This window comes from Pseudomonas sp. AC229 (assembly GCF_979254655.1).
The window spans coordinates 135,527-158,208 of the sequence record NZ_CEEDHK010000014.1 but is presented as its reverse complement, the minus strand read 5'-3'; the positions used below and the strand labels follow the sequence as shown (position 1 = coordinate 158,208).

21 protein-coding genes are annotated in these 22,682 nt (G+C 54.3%); 6 read left to right on the top strand and 15 right to left on the bottom strand.

The genetic code is table 11. The features are described 5' to 3' along the window. The 5 genes from AC0IW7_RS19525 to AC0IW7_RS19505 all read right to left on the bottom strand — a co-directional run bounded on the left by AC0IW7_RS19525 (position 1) and on the right by AC0IW7_RS19505 (position 1,919). On the bottom strand, positions 1-234 hold the full coding sequence (locus tag AC0IW7_RS19525; protein ID WP_471820236.1) for a hypothetical protein: 234 nt from the start codon (positions 232-234) through the stop codon (positions 1-3). A gap of 251 nt (positions 235-485) precedes the next feature. Then, complete coding sequence (locus tag AC0IW7_RS19520) at positions 486-626, bottom strand: hypothetical protein (protein ID WP_463551424.1); 141 nt, start codon at positions 624-626, stop codon at positions 486-488. Positions 627-648: 22 nt separating this feature from the next. Further along, complete coding sequence (locus AC0IW7_RS19515; protein WP_471820235.1) at positions 649-999, bottom strand: hypothetical protein; 351 nt, start codon at positions 997-999, stop codon at positions 649-651. A gap of 371 nt (positions 1,000-1,370) precedes the next feature. Further along, positions 1,371-1,700, bottom strand: a complete 330-nt coding sequence (gene pflM, locus AC0IW7_RS19510) for a lysogeny maintenance protein PflM (protein WP_471820234.1) — start codon at positions 1,698-1,700, stop codon at positions 1,371-1,373. Between the two features lie 3 nt (positions 1,701-1,703). Next, the gene (locus AC0IW7_RS19505; protein WP_471820233.1) at positions 1,704-1,919 is read right to left on the bottom strand and encodes a helix-turn-helix domain-containing protein; all 216 of its coding nucleotides are present in this window, start codon (positions 1,917-1,919) and stop codon (positions 1,704-1,706) included. A gap of 129 nt (positions 1,920-2,048) precedes the next feature. Here AC0IW7_RS19505 and AC0IW7_RS19500 point away from each other — a divergent pair, with 129 nt between their 5' ends. The 4 genes from AC0IW7_RS19500 to AC0IW7_RS19485 all read left to right on the top strand — a co-directional run bounded on the left by AC0IW7_RS19500 (position 2,049) and on the right by AC0IW7_RS19485 (position 4,686). After that, positions 2,049-2,324, top strand: coding sequence for an XRE family transcriptional regulator (locus tag AC0IW7_RS19500; RefSeq protein ID WP_471820231.1), 276 nt, complete (start codon positions 2,049-2,051; stop codon positions 2,322-2,324). A 52-nt stretch (positions 2,325-2,376) separates the two neighbouring features. Beyond that, entirely contained in the window at positions 2,377-2,700 is a 324-nt protein-coding gene (locus AC0IW7_RS19495; protein WP_471820230.1) for a hypothetical protein, read from the top strand. Between the two features lie 157 nt (positions 2,701-2,857). Further along, positions 2,858-3,427, top strand: a complete 570-nt coding sequence (locus tag AC0IW7_RS19490; protein ID WP_471820228.1) for a Pycsar system effector family protein — start codon at positions 2,858-2,860, stop codon at positions 3,425-3,427. Continuing rightward, entirely contained in the window at positions 3,415-4,686 is a 1,272-nt protein-coding gene (locus AC0IW7_RS19485) for an adenylate/guanylate cyclase domain-containing protein (protein WP_471820227.1), read from the top strand. Before AC0IW7_RS19490 ends, AC0IW7_RS19485 begins: the two co-directional genes overlap by 13 nt. Before the next feature lie 232 nt (positions 4,687-4,918). Here AC0IW7_RS19485 and egtB read toward each other — a convergent pair whose 3' ends face one another. The 5 genes from egtB to AC0IW7_RS19460 form a co-directional block, all read right to left on the bottom strand. Then, complete coding sequence (gene egtB / locus AC0IW7_RS19480) at positions 4,919-7,045, bottom strand: ergothioneine biosynthesis protein EgtB (protein ID WP_471820226.1); 2,127 nt, start codon at positions 7,043-7,045, stop codon at positions 4,919-4,921. 656 nt (positions 7,046-7,701) lie between these two features. Beyond that, positions 7,702-8,160, bottom strand: a complete 459-nt coding sequence (locus AC0IW7_RS19475) for a response regulator (protein ID WP_471820224.1) — start codon at positions 8,158-8,160, stop codon at positions 7,702-7,704. 128 nt (positions 8,161-8,288) lie between these two features. Next, complete coding sequence (locus AC0IW7_RS19470; protein WP_471820222.1) at positions 8,289-8,915, bottom strand: response regulator; 627 nt, start codon at positions 8,913-8,915, stop codon at positions 8,289-8,291. 28 nt (positions 8,916-8,943) lie between these two features. Beyond that, the gene (locus tag AC0IW7_RS19465) at positions 8,944-9,834 is read right to left on the bottom strand and encodes a response regulator (protein WP_471820220.1); all 891 of its coding nucleotides are present in this window, start codon (positions 9,832-9,834) and stop codon (positions 8,944-8,946) included. Positions 9,835-10,086: 252 nt separating this feature from the next. Further along, positions 10,087-11,286, bottom strand: coding sequence for an EAL domain-containing response regulator (locus AC0IW7_RS19460; protein WP_471820219.1), 1,200 nt, complete (start codon positions 11,284-11,286; stop codon positions 10,087-10,089). Between the two features lie 184 nt (positions 11,287-11,470). Between AC0IW7_RS19460 and AC0IW7_RS19455 the strand changes: the two genes are divergently transcribed. Further along, positions 11,471-14,917, top strand: a complete 3,447-nt coding sequence (locus AC0IW7_RS19455; protein ID WP_471820218.1) for a response regulator — start codon at positions 11,471-11,473, stop codon at positions 14,915-14,917. A gap of 87 nt (positions 14,918-15,004) precedes the next feature. Then, complete coding sequence (locus AC0IW7_RS19450; protein WP_471820216.1) at positions 15,005-15,349, top strand: ANTAR domain-containing protein; 345 nt, start codon at positions 15,005-15,007, stop codon at positions 15,347-15,349. A gap of 10 nt (positions 15,350-15,359) precedes the next feature. On the opposite strand, the gene AC0IW7_RS19445 is transcribed toward AC0IW7_RS19450, so the two are convergent. The 5 genes from AC0IW7_RS19445 to AC0IW7_RS19425 form a co-directional block, all read right to left on the bottom strand. Further along, a complete protein-coding gene (locus AC0IW7_RS19445; RefSeq protein WP_122495747.1) occupies positions 15,360-16,130 on the bottom strand; it encodes an alpha/beta fold hydrolase in 771 nt (256 codons plus the stop codon). Then, positions 16,117-17,202, bottom strand: a complete 1,086-nt coding sequence (locus AC0IW7_RS19440) for a DUF3182 family protein (RefSeq protein WP_471820214.1) — start codon at positions 17,200-17,202, stop codon at positions 16,117-16,119. The genes AC0IW7_RS19445 and AC0IW7_RS19440 overlap by 14 nt, the downstream gene beginning before the upstream one ends. 111 nt (positions 17,203-17,313) lie before the next feature. Then, complete coding sequence (locus tag AC0IW7_RS19435) at positions 17,314-20,409, bottom strand: efflux RND transporter permease subunit (RefSeq protein WP_471820213.1); 3,096 nt, start codon at positions 20,407-20,409, stop codon at positions 17,314-17,316. Next, entirely contained in the window at positions 20,406-21,494 is a 1,089-nt protein-coding gene (locus AC0IW7_RS19430) for an efflux RND transporter periplasmic adaptor subunit (protein ID WP_471820211.1), read from the bottom strand. The genes AC0IW7_RS19435 and AC0IW7_RS19430 overlap by 4 nt, the downstream gene beginning before the upstream one ends. Beyond that, positions 21,491-22,657: an efflux RND transporter periplasmic adaptor subunit gene (locus tag AC0IW7_RS19425; protein WP_471820209.1), complete on the bottom strand. Its 1,167-nt coding sequence runs from the start codon at positions 22,655-22,657 to the stop codon at positions 21,491-21,493. Before AC0IW7_RS19425 ends, AC0IW7_RS19430 begins: the two co-directional genes overlap by 4 nt. Positions 22,658-22,682: the final 25 nt, after the last annotated feature.

Genomic DNA, 22,682 nt, shown 5'->3' with positions numbered 1-22,682 from the left:
TTACGACTTACGCAGCATGCCGAAGATGACGCCAGCGCAAGCCAGAACGGCCAGTGCCAGAGCGACATAACCAGCCACGGTGCCAGCGGAAGTAGCGCCGGCAGTGATTTGCTCTTCGATGCCATCAGTGCTGATTGGGATGGCAGCAGCCATGGCCTGACCAGCAGAGAAAACAGCCAGGCCAGCAGCCAGACCCAGAGCGGAGAACTTGTTACGCAGTTGCAGATGTTTCATTGATTGTTACCTCATACGTCGAAGGATTGAGGCTATCCATCCACCAGATAGCCCGATTACGAACACCAGCAGCACACCGCCAAAACCAACGGCGAAGGCTTTTGGTGAAAAACCACCTGAGACCAGAATGTCTACATAGCCAGCGGCCTCAGGCGGAATCAGATAGGCCTGCTGCCATCCAAGTTGGGAGCAGCTGATAGACGCATCAGCGTTAGTGACCCACTCCATGCAAACCTGAACAGCAACGACCATCAGTAGTTACCCACCAGAGGGAGGCCGCCGAACGCTTGCACCTGCGCTACCACCGAATCGGCAATGGCGAGGCCGTCAGAGAGGCCCCACAGGTAGCCGCCGATACCGGCTAAAGCGGCGATGAACAAATAGCGATGCATGGCAAACCCTCCCGTTTAGCCGTTACGCCTTGGGTGCTTCGGTGGTGGGTTTGCTTGGAGCTTGTTGGGGCGATTGAGTGGCAACGCGGGGCTTTACCGACTCAATGTGCAGGGCAAGATTTTTGCCTTTGTTCTGACCGCCACGGGCGACGTCGAAGGTGATGCGCACGGTTTCCAACGGCGAGAAGTGAGCACCGGCAGCGAAGATTTCTTCGGCGGCGTCATCGTCAGCAGCCATGCCGATAATCGACAGACCGTGTTCGGTTTTGCCGTCCGGTTCATCGCCATAAAACACCTTGATGTACTTGGTGCCGCCTTCACCGTCGAAGCGCTGAGTGCCGAGAAATGCCACTTCCATAGTCGAACGAGCCATCTTGTATTTCCTCGCTTAGTTGCGCGTTATTGCGCGGTTTTGCCTTTCAGCAGGCCGAGCGATCCCGAGCGGATGAACTTTGAAATTTCAAAGCCGCTGGGGTGAATCGGATTGCTGGGGTTTTGGTTACCGGCCTACGTGGCCGCTTGAAGCTTTAAAACCAAGGGCCATGCCCTTGTTATCCCGTTTCGCCACCCGTGCCCGCGTCTGGTAAACCAGACCCGGACACGGCCGGCGATTTGGTTTGCCCGGTGTTTTCGATTGGTACATACCGAAAGTGCTTAATGAACCACCACCGAATCAGCAGATAGGCCAACAGCGGGAAATTCAGAACCGCTCCGAGAAGAGCCCATTGATTCATTGCCATCAGCTCAACTCTCCAGCTCGAACAGGTCGTACCGGGGAACGTAGGGCGTTGGCTTGCCGGTGTCGTACACAACGTTCCAATACTTCGGGGGCCGGCGCGGTGGCGAATGTTTCTCGCAGATAAAGGCCGGCGTTACTTCCCACTCCGACAGCAAGACTTTCCAAACGCCAGCTACCAGGCCCATCTTTAAGGGGCGTATCGGGCGTGCTGATGCGGGGCGGCAGTGCTCGCATCGTGTGGATGGGGAGGAAACGACGCTCACCATCGCGGCCTTTGACCAGCAGACAGAGCAGCCACAATCCACGGAGTGGGGCAGATGCAAGTACTTGTGCATGGCTCATGCTGTCCATTCCTGTTCTAGAAGCCAGTTGCGGAGCATTGCGCTGTTCACCATGCGCAGCTTGCCGAGCTTTATAGAAGGCAGCACACCGCGATAGACCCAAGCACGTGCAGTGCCGACAGATACGCCGTTTCGGTCGGCCCATTTGGCAATGGGTTCTACGTCCTGCTGTGGACCTACTAACGTTGATGGGGCTAGCTCTTCCAGTTCCATGCTCGTTCCGTCACTATTCGTGTGGATTTACACATTCTGTGTTATTGCTCTATCCGATTTGACTAGAGTTGAATTGAATCTTATGCGGATAAAGTCATTTTGGATAGAGTCACAATAGATGAATTTGGAATGATCAAAGAGCGTGTAATAACCGTCTTGAAGCATTGCGGACTAAAGCTCCCGCAGCTTGAGGAACTGACCGGTATAAGCCGGTACACATGGAGCAATTTGAAAAACCCCGCAAAAAGCCGCGAGATCAAGGCGGAAGAGATTGAGGCGGTGGTTAAGCTGTACCCACAGTTTGCGCTGTGGATTGTCAGCGGCGAAATTCATCCTGATTGCGGACAAACGAGCCCTGATTACGAAGCAGCCCATTCAAACTTGCCCAATCAGAACGCGGGATAGCGATTACGCAAGAAGTAGCTAGGCGCTGGTTTGCCCAAAGGAAGGGGACAGAATGAAAGGACTCATCGCTGCATTGGCTCTACTCACATCCTCAATCTGCACAGCAGACGTGGTCGATGATGCTGCTAAAGGCATCACCGATAACGTAGTCATGCCTATGGCGGAGCAGCTTCAGAAACGCATGATGCGGTCCCTCGCCAATGGCAAAGGCCCAATGGCCGAAGCCGCCGAAAAAGACCTCAGACAAAGAGACCTCGCTGAGAAAGAAGAGACGCGAGGTGTACGGCGAACTGTCAAAGAATGTATTAAGCCTGGAAACGTTATTGATGATGATGTGCAGGAGTGTGTTCGAGGGTACAGAGAGAAGACTTGGTGAAAGTTGGATCGAGCGGATCGAAATCATTAACTTCGATCATACCAGGCGCCTTAACTGGCTATCGCGTCAGAGTGCTAAAGAAACAACAAAGCTGCTAAAGGTTAAGAAAGAAATGAAAAGCTGCGGCGCTTAAGCTGCTGAATTAAGCGAGGGTATAATGGAAGACTACAAACCAAGCGATTATCAGAAAATTAAAATCAGCGCTTTGTGGGATAGCCTTAAAAGATTTGATGGCTATATTTCTACAGTGAACTTTAAAAGTGGTCTGTTAGCGACTTTTAATAGTGCTGTATTTGCTGGTGTAATATTGAAGTCTAGTGAAATTCTTTCATCGTTCGCTGGGCTTTCTAAAGTCATTGTTCTAATGAATTTAATGGCTGTCGGCTTGGTATCGTTGTTTAGTATTTATTGGGTTATGAAAAGCATATGGCCGAAACTTTCAAGCAGTAGCACTGCAGGTGGAGGGGAGCCGTCAATATTTTTCTTCGCTTCGGTGGCGCAGAATTTCACAGCTGAAAAATATATAGAAAAAATTAAGGGTGTGACCTTTGAAGAGCTTGAGGCTGATTTATCCCGTCAGGTTCACGAAGTCGCAGTTATAACTAATGAAAAGATAAAGAAGATTTCAGAGGCGAGCCGAATTGCGGTGGTTAATTTGGTATTGTTAGGTTTTCTGGTGCTTGTTTTTATTTATGAGACGTCAGGGTTTAAAATATGTCAGGGATGAATGAGATTTATGGCGGATTTTCTTTGGAACGTCCGATTCATAAGAGCTATGCGCAAGATTCTAAAGAGCGTTTTTTTGATGCGGCTATGGAGTCTGCTTCAACTGAAGTTATGCCCCGGGCGGACGGTGCTAATGATTTTAAAGTGCAGGAGAATATAAGGTCTTTGTTTGGTAAAAAAGGCCATAAAGCTGCTTCAATAGGCGGTCATCCTGACTTTAATCATTTGGAAGACAATGGCAGGCAAGAGCGTGGGTATGTCGTGTCGCTATTTGTTGATATTAAAGGCTCGACAAAATTGGGGGTTGTATACAGTCCGGAGGAAGTTTTTTGGATAAAGAATCAAATAATAAAATGTGCTATAGAGACCGTGCTTGCGTTTGACGGACATGTACATAGGATTATGGGTGATGCAGTGTTGGCATTCTTTCGTGGCAATAATGTGTCCCCTAGAGATAGTGCAATTAATGCAATAAATTGCGGTACGTACTTAGTCGAGTTCATGCGGTCGGTGGTATCCCCGCGAATGAAGAGCTTTGGCGTGGAAGATGATGTGGGTATTCGAGTTGGCATCGATTATGGAAAACACGATAAGGTCTTGTGGGGGATGTATGGGTATTCAGGTAGCTCCGAGGTTACCGCAACCTCTTACCATGTTGATGTCGCGGCTAAGCTGCAGCAAAAGGCAAGCAAGAATAGAGTTATGGTTGGTGAAGAGTTAGTCGAGTTGCTTGATCTTCATAATGACGTTATTGCGCTGAAAATCTCTGCGGGAGAGCCTGATAAGTATGTAACTCCTAACTATACCGGAAAGGATGGGCGGCCAAAAAATTACAAGCAATATGTTATCCAGCATGAAAAATACTTAAACATGCTGCCGAGGCCAGAGGATAGAGATGTTCCGATAATAATAACAAGCGAGGTTGTCGAGCGTAACGAAGCTTTGCATAAATGCTCAAGAAGCGCTTCATCTAATGTGCATATAAAATTTACTGCGGAATTTCAAATTCCTGGGTGGGGAGTTAGTGAGGTAAAGGTTCGTTTTAGAGTTGAGAATCATGGGAAGCAAGCGTCAGCAGAAAAGGACTTTGCTAACCATTCGACGGAAGTTTTGGCAGTAAAAGGGGACGATGGGCGCTATCGTGCAAGCAACACCGAACCAACTGCTTTTATCGGCCTGCACTACATGTTTGTTTCTGTACTCGATACCAGTGGACGAGTGTTCCATCATGAGCAAAATTTTCCTGTTTATATAGGTTGAACGCGGAAGTGCTGATTGCTTAGTTGTAGTGTGTTTGAGTCGAAAAAGTGTCGAAATTACTGGGCCGAATAGCTACACAGTGAGCGGGAAAGGGGCGTCGATCCCCTGATTGAGTGGGTTTGCGACGCAGCGGAACGAAGAAAATAGAATTCGAATCTCTCCTTCACCGCCATATTGAAACGCCTAAGGCCCCGAAAACTGCGAAGTTTTCGGGGCTTTTTGCTTTTTAGGCTCAGCCCTGTAGCAGGAAGATGCCCACCTGCGGCGCGGGGCTTAGCCATTGGCGTTCTAAGGTCCAACCTGCAGATTCAGCCAAGCGCGCTACTGAGTCCGGGGTGTACTTGTGCGAGCACTCGGTGTGTAAGCGCTCACCTTCGGCAAAGTGGAATGTTTTGCCTGCAGCGTAAACGTCTTGGTCCTGCGTGCTCACTAGGAACATCTCCATGCAGCTTTGCTGGGGGTTCCATTGCGCCAGATGAAGGAATTGTTCCAGTTCAAAATTGCCGTCCAGCTCTCGATTGATGCGGGCCAGCAGGTTTTTGTTGAATTGAGCGGTGATGCCGTCGGCGTCGTCGTACGCCGCTTCGAGTGTGGCGATGTCTTTGAGCATATCCAGACCGAGAATCAACCGTGCGCCTTCACCCAAAAAACGCCGCACGTTGCGTAGGAAGTCCACGGAGTCGCGTTTGCAAAAGTTGCCGAGCGTTGAGCCTGGGAAAAATCCTACTCGAGGACGTGTTCGTGCAGCGGCGGGCAGATCTTTTAGATGGCAGAAATCGCCAATTTCAGGAGCGACCCACAGCGCCGGATAGGCATGCTGAAGTTGCTCCGTTGCTTTGTGCAACGCCGACGCGCTGATATCCAGTGGAATGTAGACGTCGAGCTGTGGAGAGGCCTCGAGCAGCAGTCGTGTTTTAACGCTGGCGCCGCTGCCAAACTCAATTAACGCGGCTCCATCAGGTATAAAGGTGGATAGCTCGTGAGCGATATCTTTCAACAGGGCGGTTTCTGCGCGGGTGGGGTAATACTCCTGCGTCTGGCAGATCGCCTCGAATAATTCCGAGCCGATGGCATCGTAAAAATACTTGGGCGCCAGGTTTTTTGACTCAGCAGAAAGTCCTAGGCGCACGTCTTTGGCGAAGTCACTACTGTGTTGATGCTCGTCAGCCTCGGTTTGGTTTTGATGCGACGCCAAGTCGCGGGCTAAGCGCAAACCGGAGAACATCCAACGCTGGCCCGGGTAGAAAAAGTTTCGGTAGCTGAGGCGCGAATGCCCGCTAGGCGTTGCACAGGAGCCGCCTCGAAGCACCAATTGGCTCACCATAAATTTTCCGTTGTACTCGCCGACAGCACTCGCCGCAGGTCTAAATCCGGGGTAGGGCGTATAGGCACTCTGGGTCCATTGCCAGGCGCAATCATCAATTTGCTCCAATAGCCCTGAGCGAGCCGCGATTTCCCACTCCGTTTCGGTTGGAAGTCGAGCATTTGCCCAGCTGGCGTAGGCGCACGCTTCGAAATAACTGATGTGCATCACCGGGGCGTCGAGAAAAATCTTTTGCGCGCCCGCCAGGCTCATCTGCTGCCAATCGCCTTCGAGTCGCTGCCAGTAGAGCGGGGCTTGCCAGCTTTCAGCCTGAACCTTGCTCCAACCATCAGCGAGCCAGAATTCGGCTCGGGCATAGCCGCCATCAGCCATAAAGGCGAGCCATTCGCGGTTGGTCACCAGTCGATCGGAAATTTCGAAGGGTTGAAGCCACGTGGCGTGGCGCGGGCTTTCATTATCGAAAGAGAACTCGTCTCCAATGTGGCCGAGTTCGACCATGCCGCCGGCCATGAGCTGAAACTGGCCTGGACGGTCATTTTGCGGCATGCGCCACGCTTCGCTATACACGGGTTTCAAGGGCGAGAGGCTGAACAGATGGAGGATATCCATCAACAGCAACTCTTGATGCTGCTGTTCGTGCGCAAGACCCAATTCAAGCAGGCCCGTCAGATCAGCCGGCGCGTCTTCTCCCATTAGCGCTTGGATGTGCTCATCTACGTAGTAACGATAGCGGCGAATTTCTGTCATAGCCGGTCGCGTTAACACCCCCCGTTGGGGGCGCGGTTGCCGCGGGCCAAGGGACTCGTAGTAGGAGTTGAAAAGATACGCGTAGGCGGGGTCGAAAGGTTTGTATCCGGGTTCATGAGCCATCAGCACGAAGGTCTCGAAGAACCAGGTCGTGTGGGCTAGATGCCATTTGGCGGGGCTGGCATCAGGCATGGATTGCGCGACCATGTCTTCATCGGTGAGTGTTGCGACCAACGATTCGCTATGCCGGCGAACCTTCAAATAACGCTGAAGCAGGGGGCTTGTCATTCTTATTCCTCTCGCAGCGCCAGCGGCGAGGGACCGTGTTGCGCTGCTCAGCGGGGCTAGGCGGAGATAACAAGGAACTCTCGCCTAATATCAGGTTATAGGTCTGATACATAAGGTTCTAAAAAAGTTCTAGCCGGGACACGCCGATCGCCGAGCGGCAAGCCACTCGGCAAGAGCAGGAATAGAGACGTTGCGGCAAGCGTTTTGCTCGACCGCTTACTTATTGTCGGTGTTGCGCTCAGGTTTACTGCCGGGTTCGTTTGGAGAACTCTTCAAAACGCGATGAGGAGCGTCCTCTATCCCGGTTCCGTCTGTACCTGGCCGTGGAGCGCTGTCAGGACCCTCAATATCAGTTGTAGGACCGTTGCCGTCACTGTTGCCGGTACCCGGAGTGGGAAGTGTTGGAGGAGTAGGGTTCGTTGGGCCTGGACTGGAGGTCGGGCCGGTACTGTCGATAATGTCGGCCGCTAGGCTGCTAGGACCGTTCATTAGCAATCCAGCCAACAAGAGCAAAACGTAGGCGAGCCTATTCATCATAAAATCCCTCATCGAAGGTGATATGAATTGGGCCTATGCTACGTTCAGGTGTTCTGAAAACTGGATAAGCGGTCTGACTGGACCCGTACTATCGAACTACGTGGCCGAGGCGGCAGACGCTAAGGTTCCACCAAGTTCACCTTCGCAAGTGACTCGGCGGTGCGGTATGCAATTTTTACCTTAGCGTGCTGCAAAGACCTGATCGGCACCATGCTGAAACCTGCGGTGGCTCCTGAAAGTATCTTTAGAAACTCTGCGCTGGTGCACTGGCGAGGAACCAGCGCAGCCGCTCCCGCGCTGATAAAAGCTTGCGTCGATCGATAGGAGTCGCGGGAGGTGCATACGAGGACTTTGGTCTGTTCGGAGTGGCGGGACATTTCCAGAATCGTTTCTGTTTGGCGCAGTACCGAGCAACGGAATCCAAAGATGACGACATCCGGTGAATGCAGCGCGCTTTTCGCTAACGTCTCTTCCAAACTCAGCGCTTCGCCGCAGACAAGTAGCTCAGAAGTCCCGCAGATTTTTTGAAAATGCTTCCGTACCGTATTTCGATCGCTAGCTAATAAAATACTGAGCATGCGCTTCCTGCGCTCCCTTAACCATCTATGTAATTAGTGAGATTAAGGTGAACCCGGTTGAATAGATGCAGGAGGGTTCCGAAGCGCAAGAAGCCGATGTGATTTGTTAAGAGTTAAAATTTCGCCAATTAACCCAATCCGTTGCGCTTAGCGAAATCGACGAGTGCAACAAGGTTGAAGGCGTTGAGCTTAAGCTGGAGGCGAGTCTTGTACGTGCTGATCGTCTTGTTGCTTAGCAGCAGAGAATCACCAATCTCTTTGTTTGACTTCCCTTGAGCGAGCATTTGCAACACCATTATTTCCCGATCTGACAGGCTGTTAAGCATTGATTGCTCGCTGCTGTCGGTGATAGTAGGGTTTACAGTGCTGAGAATATCTGTCGGAAAAAAGCTATATCCGGAAAGGGCCGCCCAAACGGCGCGCTGCAGTTCCTCAAGGTTGTCTCCTTTCGTTACGAAACCTGCTGCCCCGGCTTTCATGCAGCGAAATGCCAATAGGTCTGCCGGCTGAGAGGTCAGAATAAGCACTCGGGGCCTCGGTTTTAATGTACTGATTCGGGCGAGAACCTCCAATCCGTCGATTTTTGGAATGCCGATGTCCAAAATAATCAAGTCAGGCCTTTGATTGCGAATCACGGTCAAAGCGTCTACACCATTATCCGTCTCGCCTAGTAATGTATGACCTTCGCGCTCTAATAAAAGCTTGACAGCCAACCGCACTACGGGGTGGTCGTCGACGATGAGTACTTTTCCCATTGTATTTCCGTTATTAACTTCTAGTGGTTTATGATTGCGAAGCGCCAATTTCAATTTCAAGCGATCGCTGTAGGTCTTCTATTGCACAACATACTTCGGTAGCGATGGATTCAATGTTCGACGGTTTATTTTCGAGATTCATCGCTTTCTCGTATTTCTCAATCGATTCAACTAGTGACTTGGCGTTAATTAGCCTAGCCACGCCTTTCACACGATGCGCCATAAATGAGAACCCCTCCCAGTCCAACAATTTTAAATTTCCGTGGAGCTTGTCCAAATCAACTTGGTTGGTGGTGTGCAGCTGCTGCAGGAAAAGAGCCTTTAAGTCATCGTCGCCGTTTGTCAGTGCGTGGATGCTTTTATCATCAACCAGCTGGGAGATATGCTTCGGCTCCCGTGATTGGGATTGGTTAACAAGTCCCTGCAGGTTTTTAATGCAATGTTCCAGTTCGCGTGCGCCTACAGGCTTGAAAAGACAATCCTCCATTCCAGCCTGAATGCAGAGGTCGCGTTCATCGTCGTCCGTACTTGCAGTTACGCCTATGATCCAGTAAAGCGACTGAGCTAGGGTTTTTTCCTGCGCTCGGAGTTGCTTGGTTAACTCGAATCCATCCATTACCGGCATTCTGCAATCGGTAATGATCAGATCGAATTTCGTTTGGCTCGTAAGCATTAACGCCTGAGCTCCGTTTTCTGCGCTTTGGGTTGTATGTCCCAGAAAGATTAGCTGTTGTTCTAGTATCATCAGGTTGGCTGGGTGGTCGTCCACTAATAGAACATTTAATGAAGTCTTTTTGCAGTGGGCGGGGTCCGTTCTAGGGGTAGGAAAATTCGATGATTGCTCAACGCTTCCGTTTGCTTCCTGATTTGAAGGTTTTTCTGATTCCGAAATACCATGCAGCGCGTCTTTACGGTCCATTATGTTCCCCATTAACGGCAATTCCTCGGTCGAGTTTAGTCCAGGTTCATTAATTTGTTTTCTTTAAACTATGTAGGAGGTTTCTTTTTCCCGGCTTAGTTGTGTGTCTTGTTGGGCGTTCATCGTTCTAGCTGCCACTTCTGGACGTGATGCCTCGTCGCCATCAGCGCTCGCGCTCAAATATCTTTTGATTTTCCTTGAATTTACAAAGGCATTTCATACTTATGGAGGGGCTGGTCCAAGATTGCATGATCAAAGTAAAAGAAGCTGTTCCTCCGTTTTATGGCTCGACATCCATTGAATTAAGCTTTCGCCTGATATAGGGGGCGAAAATATGTAGCCCTGTCCGAACTGGCAATTTAGGCTCTGAAGAAGTTTTAGCTGCTCAACTGTTTCGATGCCCTCAGCTACGAGTGATACCCCCATCTGCTGGCTGAGATGAGCCATACTCGCTACGGCTAATTGAGTTCGCTTATTTAGATCGATATTTTTCACGAAGCTCATGTCTAGTTTGATTTCTGTGCAGGGTATCTCGCAGATTCGCTGTAGCGAAGAATATCCTGTTCCAAAATCGTCGATGGATATACCGCAACCAATCGTCCGTAAATGAATTAAATTCGTGTAGCACTCGGCTGGTGATTTAAGAAGTCCAGTTTCGGTAATTTCTAAAATCACGGCACCGGGCCGTACATGGTTGGCCTTCAAGATCTTCAATACTTTTGAACTGAAATCGGGTCTAGTGAGTTGGGTGGCATCTATGTTTATAGAGAGCTTAAAGTTTTTGTCTAATTCTTCATGGTTTAGAAATTCTAGCGCGCTCTGGAAAATTGAAAACGTCATCATATCCAGATGGCCGAAGCGCTTCGCTAAATCAATGAACGTTTGTGGGCCGATAATCCCAAATTTCGGGTGCTTCCAGCGCATAAGTATTTCGGCTCCAACTATTTTCATGGAGGCGAGGTCTATTTTTGGTTGGAAGAATGGAACGAATTCATCATTTAGTGCGGCTGCTGCTACCGCTTTTGCTGGTGGCATCTTGCTACGCAAAGTAGGTCTTGATTGCGTTTTTCGCACGGATGCGCTTTCTAATGCCGCTTGTAATTCAATTCTTGTGTATTTCTTGCCTAGACGTCCAGCTACGCGGATGCCCGAAAACTTCGCGAGGTTGCATAGCGCGGTATAGATATCTGCCGTCACATCGGTCACGAAGATTACTGTTCGAATGGCTCCGGTGTGATTTGCCTGCCGTAAAAAGGTCAAAGCGGAACAATTCGCTGAGCTTAATGAGAAAAATAGTATGTCGAATGACTTTTCTTCCAGGATGAGTTTTTCTGCAATGTCATTCGTAAGTGCAACATGAAGGTTTGTGTGCCCGAGCGATTTTAAAACGCTTACTAAAGCTTGTTGCGCAAGGGGATGGCTTTCGGAGATAAGGATTTTCGGCTGGGACATTGAGTGTGTTCCTACGCGAGTTAAGTGGCCGAAATATCGCACCCGCTTAACTTTGGCGATGTACAACGACTCTTCCTGATCTGTAGGAAAATCCCTATATCCGCTATTTTGCTGCACGCCGCTCAAATCGATTTATAGTTTTTTTCGCCACGTCTGTTGAATTGTGGTGCTACAGTTTTAAGCCATGATGGCCAACCAATTCTTTGCTTGTCGCTTCTTTAACTTTACGAGTATCCAGGTGAATAAAATTTCTGAGTGGATTGGGGCTTACCGTGTTCCGGTTCTTGTGGGGGCTTTGTCGTTATCGTGTGTGCTTGGTTTCGCGGCCACTGAAGCTTATCGGCTAATGGTAGAGGGGCGGTTTCGCGACGCGGAGCGGGCACTGATCCGAGAAAATGCGTTCAGCCTTGAAGGCGTTACGTTAAACGGCAAAGGGATGGGAGCACTGCTGTTGGCGGGGTTAATTAACTCGTCGGTTAGGACCGCTTCACTTGAGCCGGACATCCGCCACGCTCGACAATTTAATATCGCTCAGCCGGCGCTGAAGGTGATCGCTAAGCGCGTGGGGGCTAGTCTCGCCTTTGTCGTCGATGGGGAGGGCGTGATTAAAAGTGATTGGAGCGGTGAAAACCTATCGCCAATCGGGGTGGACGTCCGCAATCGTCCCTATTTCCAACAGGCGATGAAGGGGCTGCCAAGCGTAAGCGGCGGTGTCAGCCCAACGTCCGGCCGGCTTGTTTATTACGTGGCGGCGCCGGTGTATTTGGAGGCTGCGTCGGATGAGGTGACGGGCGCTGTGGTCGGGCGATTCGAAGCTAGTGAATTAGGAGATTTCGTCAAAGATGACGGTTCTCGCATCGGTTTAGTGATTTCTCCCCAAGGCATTGTGTTCACCTCCGGGCGCTTGGAGTGGAGCCTGCGCACCATAGAGCCGAAAACTTCAGCGCAAATAAAGGAAATCGCGGAAACCAAGCAGTTCGGCGCTTATTTTGACGATGAAAGCAAGGTCAGAGCGCTACCTTTCAACCTGTCTGAAGATACCGTAACCATCGAAGGGGAGCGTTACGCTGTTTCGTCAGCTCCGGTCGATTGGAATGATCCCAGCGGTAAATGGAAGCTCGTCACAATCAGCGCGCTTGCGCCGGTTTACAGCTTTAAGGAAGGATTCTGGATTTCATTTTTAACCGCCGGCTCGTGCGGTTTATTAATGTGGTTTTTCCTTCGGCGGCTGGCGGATATGCGTATCCGCCGCAGCGATTCGTTAGAAATTGCCCGGCAACATCAACGCCTTCAATTGATCTTGGATAACGCTCCCGTCGCGGTGTGCATTATTGCCGATGATCTTCAGATCGGGACTACCGGCATTGTCAGATTCGCCAATCCTCTGTTCACCAATACGTTCGATGTTCGGGTTGATGTGCCCATGCCGCGTCTATATGTCCGCGCTGATGAGCGCGAAAAGTTGCGCGACATGTTGCGCCGTGAAGGCGTGGTGGAACAGCATGAAACGCAGGTATATGACAACAATCATCAAATTCGCGACGTCTTAGTTAACTTTCTGCGCATCGATTTTTTGGGTGAGACCGGCACGCTTGGATGGCTTATCGATATTACGGCGCAGAAAGTAGCCGAACGGGAAATGTCTACGGCGATGAGCGCCGCGGAGTCTGCCAATAAAATAAAGGGTGAATTCCTGGCCAACATGAGCCATGAAATCCGCACGCCAATGAACGCCATTATGGGAATGTCCTTATTGGCGCTGCGGGGGGATTTGGATCCCCTGCAACGTAATTACATCGAGAAAGTGCACCAGGCCGCTAACTCGTTGCTGGATTTGATAAACGATATTTTAGACTTCAGTAAACTCGAGTCGGCGAAGATGGAAATTGAGCACGAAGAGTTCCGCTTGGAAGATGCCTTTGAGGATCTTTCAAACGCTATCAGTCTTCGGGCCAATCAGAAGAACATCGAGTTGCTCTTTGATATATCTGCCAGTGTTCCAGCTCTGTTAATAGGGGACCGACTTCGTCTGGCGCAGGTACTGATTAACCTGGGCAACAACGCGGTGAAATTTACCGAGCGGGGTGAAGTCATCGTTGGGGTCGAACTGGTAGAGGCTGTCGAAAAACGGGTCACGTTGCATTTTTGGGTTAAAGACACCGGGATAGGGCTTACCGAGGAGCAAAGGGCCAAGCTGTTTAATAGTTTCACCCAGGCGGATTCCTCTACTACTCGGCGGTACGGTGGCAGTGGCCTGGGGCTTGTTATCTGCAAGCAATTGGTGGAGCTGATGGACGGCCGAATTTGGGTGGAATCCCAGTACGGCGAGGGCTCGATCTTCCATGTTCACGTCGATCTCGACTGCGTCGAAGCGCCGGGCGCCGTACTGTCGTCGACTGCGAATCCATTGAGCGATATCCGCGCGCTGCTGGTTGATGACAATGCGTCGGCTCGTGAAATTGTTGCAACGATGGGACTGTCGTTGGGAATGCAAGTTGATCAAGTGGCCAACGGCATCGAGGCACTGATTGCCATCGATAAAATCGAGCGGTCGGGGGGGCGGTACGATCTCATTTTGCTCGACGAACACATGCCTATCATGGGCGGCGCGCACTGCTTGCGGCTCATTCGGCAGCGGCCAAGCCATCACGACGTCCGGGCTATTCTGATCGGCTCTGCTGGCGGTGAGGGTGGTGCTCAGGTGCAAGACGCTGAAGCGTTCAACGCCGTGATGGTGAAACCGCTGACCGCCGCCAAATTGGCGGGCTCGCTCAGCGAGGCCCTAAGCCATTCCAAGCCGCTGCCTGCCCGGAAGCTTCGAGACGACAACGTATCCATTGATCTTCGTTCGCGCTTGGCCGGCCATCGCATTCTTCTGGTTGAAGATAATGAGATGAATCAGGAGCTGGCGGTTGCTTTGCTGGCCCAGGCTGGCGCCGAGGTTGTAGTGGCTGGCAATGGCCAGCGTGCGCTGGATTTTCTCGCCAAAGACCGCTCGTACAGTCTCATTTTGATGGACTGCCAGATGCCGGTGATGGACGGATATACCGCCACGCAGCACATACGCGCTGATCTGAATACACAGGCAATACCGATTATTGCCATGACGGCCAGCGCCATGAAGGGCGACCGTGAGAAAGCGTTAGCGGCGGGCATGGATGATTACATCACCAAGCCGCTTGATGTCTTGAGCATGTTCACCACAATCGCCAAGTGGATTAAACCGCTTCCTATTTCATCCACTGCGCAAGCTCCGACCGAGCCCTCACCGGCTTCCGAAACATTTGGGGCGCTTCCCGGTGTAGATGTTGAAGCGGGTCTGTCCGTTTGCATGAACAACGCGGCGCTTTACACCAAGTTGTTGAAGATGTTTCGCCAACAAGCGCAGGACTTCTCGGCGGAGTTCCATGCCGCCGTCGAGGCGAATGACACCGTGTTGGCTACGCGCCTCGCTCATACGCTGCAGGGCACTGCCGGAAACATCGGGGCTTTTGGCGCGCAGCGTGCGGCAGCAGCATTGAATCGCGCGTGTCAGGAGCAAACGTCGCAGGCGAAACTGGAAGGCCAGTTGCAGGCGCTCGTGAAGGAATTAACCATTGTTGCTGACGGGTTGGAACGCCTCGAGAGGTAATGTCCTACGGTCTTTGAGGAAACATCGAATTCAATGGATTGGTCACCCTAAGGACACTTGCCGGCTCATTCCTTACGAGCCTTGACCATGTTAGCCAAGCACATGCGCATCCTGATTGCCGACGCCGACCCGCTGGTTCGCGCCAATGTCGAAAAACTCATGAATAACGCCGGCTGTTTCGGCATTGCTTCGGTCGGCACGCTGGAGGAGCTGCGTTCGTTAATCGACTTTGGCGGTAAGCCGTTTGACCGAGTGCTGATTAACCGTCGTCTTCTAGGGCATGAATACACCGACGCTCTCAAAACGCTGAGCGGCTTTCGTAACGTGGTGATCTACCGCAGCGGTTTTCAATTTGACCGCCTTGCCGATCCGCTTTGCAGCGAGACCACCTGCCACGATAACGGCCTGGAGCCGTCGTACACCTTGCACTGACTCGCCACATTTACGAATAAATGGCCGAATGGTGGGGATAGTCTGCCGTTCTCGCGCCCATGATCATTTCCCCAATCCAACTGTTGAGAATCGAGGTGTAGGCTTTTTGATCGCTGTCCTGGCTGAGCGCATGATCGGCGCCGTCGACGATGCGATGGGTAAGCGAGTGAGCCTTTTCGAAAGCAGCGCGGTAGCTCATCAGCGTGGTGTGGGGCACATAGTCGTCGTGCTCCGACTCCACTAACAGCACGTCCCCTTTGAATTTTGCGCAGCAGGCCAGGGCGCGATTCTGTTCTGGCAAGCACAGCGTGCGCCGGTAACGCGCCAGGCGCTCGCGGTCCAGAAGCTGTTTGGGCACCGTCCATTCTTCGTCCCAGTACAACGCGGGCACGCGCAATGCGAGCCACCGTACCGGACGCATGTCGGTAAGAAACGTCGCCAGATATCCCCCATAACTACTGCCGATCACCGCGATTTTGTCCGGATCGATTGCCGGATGGCTCGCCAATTGGTCGTAAGCTGCAACGATGTCCGCCAGGTTCTGTTCCCGTGTCACCGTCTGTTTACTGCCTGACGTGCGCTCGTGGCCGCGCAGGTCGAAGGTCAGGCATACACAGCCGAATCCGGCGATGCCTTTGGCGCGTGCCAGGTCCCTCTGTTGGCTACCACCCCAACCATGTACGAAAAGAATGCCCGGCACTTTCTGTTCCGGGGACATCAGGGTTCCGGCGATTGTTTCGTTATCAACTTGAATGTCTATGGTCTGGCTATGGGCAGGCATTGAGGTCAACCTTTACGAATTTACTGATAGTGCCGTGGGGCGCAACCTCGCCTTGGAACAGGCGCGTCGCACCCGCTGGGGCGTCATCGCCATATGTTTCGTAGGTGCTTGCCTTCAGGCACAGGATTTCGGGGTGTTGCTGCAAGGCTTCCAGCGCGAAGACTTCAGCAGGACTGGCGCCACCGATGCGCCACGACTGTTCCAAGACGCCAGAGCGTTCTTCCCCCAGGGCGTCAATGCCCTGGGCAATGTCGTAGTTGCGACGCGAGGCGATCAGGCCCAGGCAATCGAACGCGGCCTGTTCATACGTAACGGCCTGCTTAATCGCCAAACGGGCGTGCGTGGATAACGGCAGCGCATCAAGCTCTTCATAGCCGCCGCGCACGATCATCAAATCAGAGCCGCCGTACACCTGCGCGCCGCTGTCGTCTTGGGTTAAGCGTTGCGAGCCGTAATAGCTGGCGACGAGCCCGGCGACTTGGATTTGTCCCACGCTAAACGTCACCACCTCCTTCAGGTGTTCCTCCAGTACCAAACCCCATTCCGAGATTTCCTGAGCATCCGCCTGGCGCAAACACGCGCTGAGTTCAGCGGCGTTTTCGACCAACGTCTGACCTCGACCGGCTTTGCCTCGCACGGCTTTCACCCGCACGGGCCCATGCGCCAGCAGGGCCGATCCGGCCCGCTCGGCATCGCTGAGGTCAAACACCGTGGTGCCGCGCAATACCGCATCGGCCGCCTGTTGGTGAAACTGCGCGGTCCAGCCTTCGGGCGTCACGGTCGGCTGCTCGATCAAGGGGTGGCTAATGGCTTTGGTCGCCATGAAGGGGAACCGCACGGCGCCGCCGAAGAAATCCTCGGCGCTGGCGATCCCGAGCGCTTTCATCTGCTGGGCGCCCGTCACCGTTTCGCTGGGGATCCAATAACAGGCGCTGTTGTTTTCGGAAGACGTCTGTACGGGCAGACCGAGCAGGTCGCCGATTTTCTCTGCCAGTACCTGCTGAACCGCGCGCTCATGGTCGGCCAGTGGCGTGTCGAGGGTCAGCAGTGCGACGGCGCGTTTTGTGTTCATCCGGGCTCTCTGTCGTTGAGCATCGTCCCGCGGGCTGCGCGGACGGGCATAACGTGAGAAGGAAGAATGCGCCGTTCGGTTCCCTTTTCCGCACGACGCATTGTTGTCCGGCTAACGCACCTCGGAAGGTTCGCCGCCGCTTTGGGCGCTTTCCCGCGCTGGTTCTTGAATGCGGTATGAAGCGACGTACAACGCCGGCAAGAACAGCAGGGTCAGGAGGGTGGCGCTGATGATGCCGCCGATCATCGCAAAGGCCATCGGCCCCCAAAACACTTCGCGTGCGATGGGAATCATGCCCAGGCTCGCCGCTGCAGCGGTGAGCAGAATGGGGCGGGTTCGGTGGTGAGTCGCTTCAATTACGGCATCCCACGCGTCTGAACCTGCCTCGCGGAATTCGTCAATTTGCGTCACCAGAATCACCGAGTTGCGAATGATGATGCCGATAAGCGCGAGCACGCCAAGAATTGCCACAAAGCCCAGCGGTGTGCCGGTGGGCAGCAGCGCCGCGACCACGCCGATCAAGCCCAGTGGCGCGACGCTGGCAACGAGAAACAGCTTCTTCACGCTTTGCAGCTGAATCATCAGAAAGGTCGCCATCAAAAACAGCATCAGCGGTATGACTTTGCCAATCGGTCCTTGCGCCTTGCCACTTTCTTCCACGGTGCCGCCCGGTTTGATCCGATACGAGGCTGGCAGCTTCGCGGCGAACTCGTCGATCTTCGGCTGCAATTCGGCCATTACATCGGTGGGCTGCTTATCGCCGTGGACGCTCGCCTTGAGCGTGATGGTGGGTTTGCGATCACGGCGCCAAACGAGTGGCTGCTCTAGCTCGTAGCTGACCGTGGCGAATGCGCGCAAGGGTATCGAGGTGCCACGCGGCGTTGTGATTTGCAGGTTTTCCAAGGTTTCAGGAGAACGTCGTTCGCCTTCCTCGGAACGGCCGACCACGTTAATCAGATAGATGCTGTCGCGAACCTGCGTGACATTCGCACCGGTCACCACGCTGTTCATGGTCTGCGCCACGTCTTGTGACGACAGCCCCAACTGCCGGGCTTTGTCTTGCGCCACGTCGATTTTCAGCACCCGGCCAGGCTCGTTCCAGTCATAGATCATGTCGCCGATATCGGCGTTGCCGTCGAGCAAACCGGCCACTTGCATGGCGTATTCGCGCACTTGTTCGATGTTGGGTCCGCTGATGCGGTACTGAATCGGCCGTCCTACAGGCGGGCCCATTTCCAACGGTTGAACCAGGCTGCTGATGCCAACGAAGTCCTCACGCAAACGGGCCTTCAGTTCGGCGGCCAGGCGTTGGCGCGCTTCCAGGTCTTTGCTGACGATCACCAGTTGTGCATAGAAGGGGTTTTGCAGTTGCTGGTCGAGGGGTAGATAAAAACGCGCGGCGCCTTCGCCGATGTAGGTGCTCCAGCGCTGAATGTCGGGGCTGTCCTTGATGGTCGCTTCCAAACGGTCCACGACTTGGCGGGTTTCCTCCAGGCTGCTGTTTTGCGGCAGGTTAAGGTCCACTAGCAACTCCGGGCGGTCGGAGGAGGGGAAGAATTGCTGCTGGACGAATTGCATCAGCACTATCGACGTGACGAAGAGCGCCACAGTGAGGCCGATGCTTAGCCAGCGATGGCGCATCGCCCATTTCAAACCACGGTCCATGCCTCGGGTCAGGCGGCCGGGTTCTTTGTCTTTTTTGTGGCTCAGCGATTTCGGTAAAACATGGACGGCGATAACCGGCGCGAACAATACCGCCACCAGCCACGACACCAGCAGCGCCACAGCAATCACTGCGAACAGGGTGAAGGTGTATTCGCCTGCCGAGCTGGCATTCAGGCCAATCGGCACAAAGCCCGCGACGGTCACCAAGGTGCCAGTGAGCATCGGGAATGCCGTGGAGGTATAGGCGTAGGTGGCGGCCTGGGCGCGGGTGTCGCCTGCTTCCAAGCGCGTGACCATCATTTCCACGGTAATCATCGCGTCATCCACCAGCAGGCCGAGGGCGATGATCAAGGCGCCGAGGGAAATCCGCTGCATGGTGATGCCGCTGTATTCCATGAACACGAACACCATGGCCAATACCAGCGGAATGGAGCACGCCACCACCAGACCGGCGCGCACGCCCAAGCTGATAAAGCTCACCACCAACACAATGATGACCGCCTCAAACAGCGCGCTGGTGAAACCGCCTACGGCTTTGTTCACCACTTCGGCTTGGTTCGACACTTGATGCACGCCAACGCCGACGGGCAGCTCTGCGGTTATTTCTTCCATGCGCTGGTGCAATTGCTGGCCGAAGGTCTGAATGTTCCCACCGTCGCGCATGGCCACGGCCAGGCCAATGGCCGGCTGGCCATTGAAGCGGAACAACGACTCCGGCGGATCCTGAAAACGGTGCTCGATGGTGGCCAGGTCGGCCAGGCGATAGAACTGGTCGTTCACCCGCAAGTTCACCGCCTGCAAGTCTTCCTGCGAGCGGAATTCGCCGGACGTGCGCACCGAAATTCGCTCGGGGCCGGCCTCGATCACGCCCGAGGGCGTCACGCTGTTCTGTGCTTGCAGGCTTTGCACCACCTGGCTTTGGTCCAAGCCCAGCGCCGCCAGCTTGCGGGTGGAAAAATTCAGGTACAGCACTTCGTTTTGTTCGCCGATCAACTGCACCTTGCCCAGGTTGTCGACGCTGCGGATATCCAGGCGCACCTGTTCCACATAATCGCGCAGTTGCCGGTAACTCAGCCCGTCGCCGGTGAAGGCGTAGATGCTGCCGAACACGTCGCCGAATTCATCGTTGAAGAACGGTCCCTGTAACCCTTGGGGAAATTCGCCCTGGATGTCGGTGATTTTCTTACGCACCTGGTACCAGATGTCGGGGATGTCTTTGCCGTTGGTGGTGTCTTTCAGGTACACGAACACGGTCGACTCGCCGGGCCGCGTGTAGCTTTTCACGTAGTCCAGGGTGTCCAGTTCTTCGAGTTTCTTTTCGATGCGATCGGTGACTTGGTAAAGGGTGTCGTTCACCGTCGCGCCCGGCCAGCGGGTCTGAATAACCATGGTTTTGATGGTGAAGGAGGGGTCTTCCTCGCGGCCCAATTCGAAGTAGGAAAAAATCCCCATGACCAGGGAAACAGCCATCAGATACCAGACTAATGATTGATGGCGCAGGGCCCAGTCCGACAGGTTGAAACCGCCCGTTTCCCGACTCATTGCACTGCTCCTGGGTCCAGCTTGACGACTTGTCCGGGTTGCAAACTATTCACGCCGGCGCGCACCACGTGCTCTCCGTCGCGTAGGCCTTCGCCAATTACCACCGAGTCGCCTTCACGACTTAACACCTGCACGGCCCGCTGATTCACCGCGAGGCTCGTAGGGTCAATGACCCACACGTGCGCGCGGCCGTTTTCGACCCGGTCCGCAATCAATACGCTGGCCGGCAATGTGCTGTGAGCCGACGTCTGGCTGCTCAGCTCGATGTTGACGGTGGTGCCCAGGCGCAGTTCTTCCGGGCTGTCGATCAAGCTCAGGCGCACGCGTCGCGAGCGTGTGGTGGGGTCGGCCTGCGGTGCCATTTCGCGAACCTGTGCCTGGGCCTGAACGTCTGGCTGCAATTGCGAGCGCACGGTAAAGCGCGCGTCAGCGGGCAACTGCGCTACTTGTTCGTCAGGCAGGTCGAACACCGCTTCGCGTACGTCGGGGCGGGCCAGGGTCAGCACTTCCTGGCCGGCCGCGACTACTTGGCCGGTTTCTGCGCGCCAGGCGGTGACCACACCAGGGAAGTCGCTAAGCAAGCGGGTGTACTCCACCTGGTCCTTGGCGTTTTGCACATCGGCGGCCATTTGGTCGAGGCTCGCGCGCGCCGTTTTCAAGCGGGTTTGCGCGTCGTCCAGGTTGGCTTTGGCGCCCACGCCGCGATCGAACAGTTCCTGCTGGCGACGCGCGTTGGCTTGCGCATCAATCCACTGGGCGTTAGCGCTGGCCATCTGACCTTCGCGGGCGCGCAGCTGATTTTCCTGATCGCTAGGGTCAAGGGTGGCGAGGAGGGTGCCTTTGTCCACTTTGTCGCCGACGTTCACGGCGCGCGAGGCGATGCGGCCGTTTGTGCGAAAACCGACGGTGGTTTCGTAACGCGCTTCGATGGTCCCGGCGTAGCGGCCCACCGTGGCTTGCTGCTGGGTACTGACCACGCTGTAGAGCACCGGACGCGGCGCCGGTTTTGGCGGTTCTTCGTCTGAGCAGGCGGTTAAGCCGAGGGCTAGCAATAGCGACACAGCGAGTGGCAAGCAACGGTTCATCGCGCGCCCTCCTGCTGTTTATCAGCCGGTGGCGGCGCGGCGATTTTCGCTTTTTCGGGTTCGGCGGCTTTGTCCGGCGTGGCGATTTCCACCACTTGTCCCGGGTGGAGCAACTGCCCACCGGCGACAACCACGTGTTGGCCTGCTGCCAGCCCTTTGCCAATCATCACCGTGCCGCTGCCATACGCCACGTCGCTGACCGGTTGCAGGGTGACTTTCTGCTGCTCATCCACCAGCCACACGGCCGGCTGATTTTGGCTTTTAAACAGCGCCGACCACGGCAATACCACGCGGTTGCTGGTTTTCGGGCGCACGGTGGCGGTGACCACGGCGCCCAGGTTCATTTCCTCGGGTGCATTTTCCAGCGCCACCTTGACCTTCACCGTGCCGCTTTGCGCGTCGATGGTCGGGGTTATTTCGCGGACCTTGCCTTGGGCGGTGACGGCGGGGCGATTCAGCAGGCTGACGGTCACCGGTTGTTCGGCCAGCTCAGCGTTGAACAGCGATTCGTACACATCGAAAACCGCGTCGCGCTCGCCCGCGCGGGCCAGGGTGAAAATCGGCACCGTGGCTTGCACCACTTGCCCGGCCTCCGCCTGACGCTGGGTGATTACGCCATCGGCGGAGGCGCGCAGTTCGGTGTAGGTGAGCAGGTCGCGGGCGTTGGCCAACTGCGCCTGAGCGGCGCTGTACGAACTACGGCTGGAGCGCAACTGCGCCTGCGCTTGGTCAAATTCGCTTTTGCTGGTGTAGCCCTTGGGCAGCAGCTGTTGCTGACGTTTAAAACTGACTTCAGCCAGACGCAGTTGCGCCTCTTGCGCTTGCAGGGCGGCGCGGGCGTTATCGACGTTGGTTTGCTGTTCTTGTGGGTCGAGGCGCGCCAGCACTTGATCGGCCTTCACCCGGTCGCCGACTTCGACCATGCGCTCGATGATCTTGCCGCCGACGCGGAAAGACTGCTGCGCTTCGACGCGCGCCTGAATGTCGCCGGTCAGCTCCACTTGGTCGCTGAAATCGCCGGGTTTTACGCTCTGCACCAGCACGCGGGTGTGGGGCGGCGATTGCTGTTTGTCGTTACAGCCAGCGAGCGCCAGGCAGGCGGCAATGGCCAGCAGAATCGCGACGGTCGACGGCTTGCGCTCAGGCCATGCCTGTTCCGGCATTGGAAAACTCCTATTCCTTTAAGAC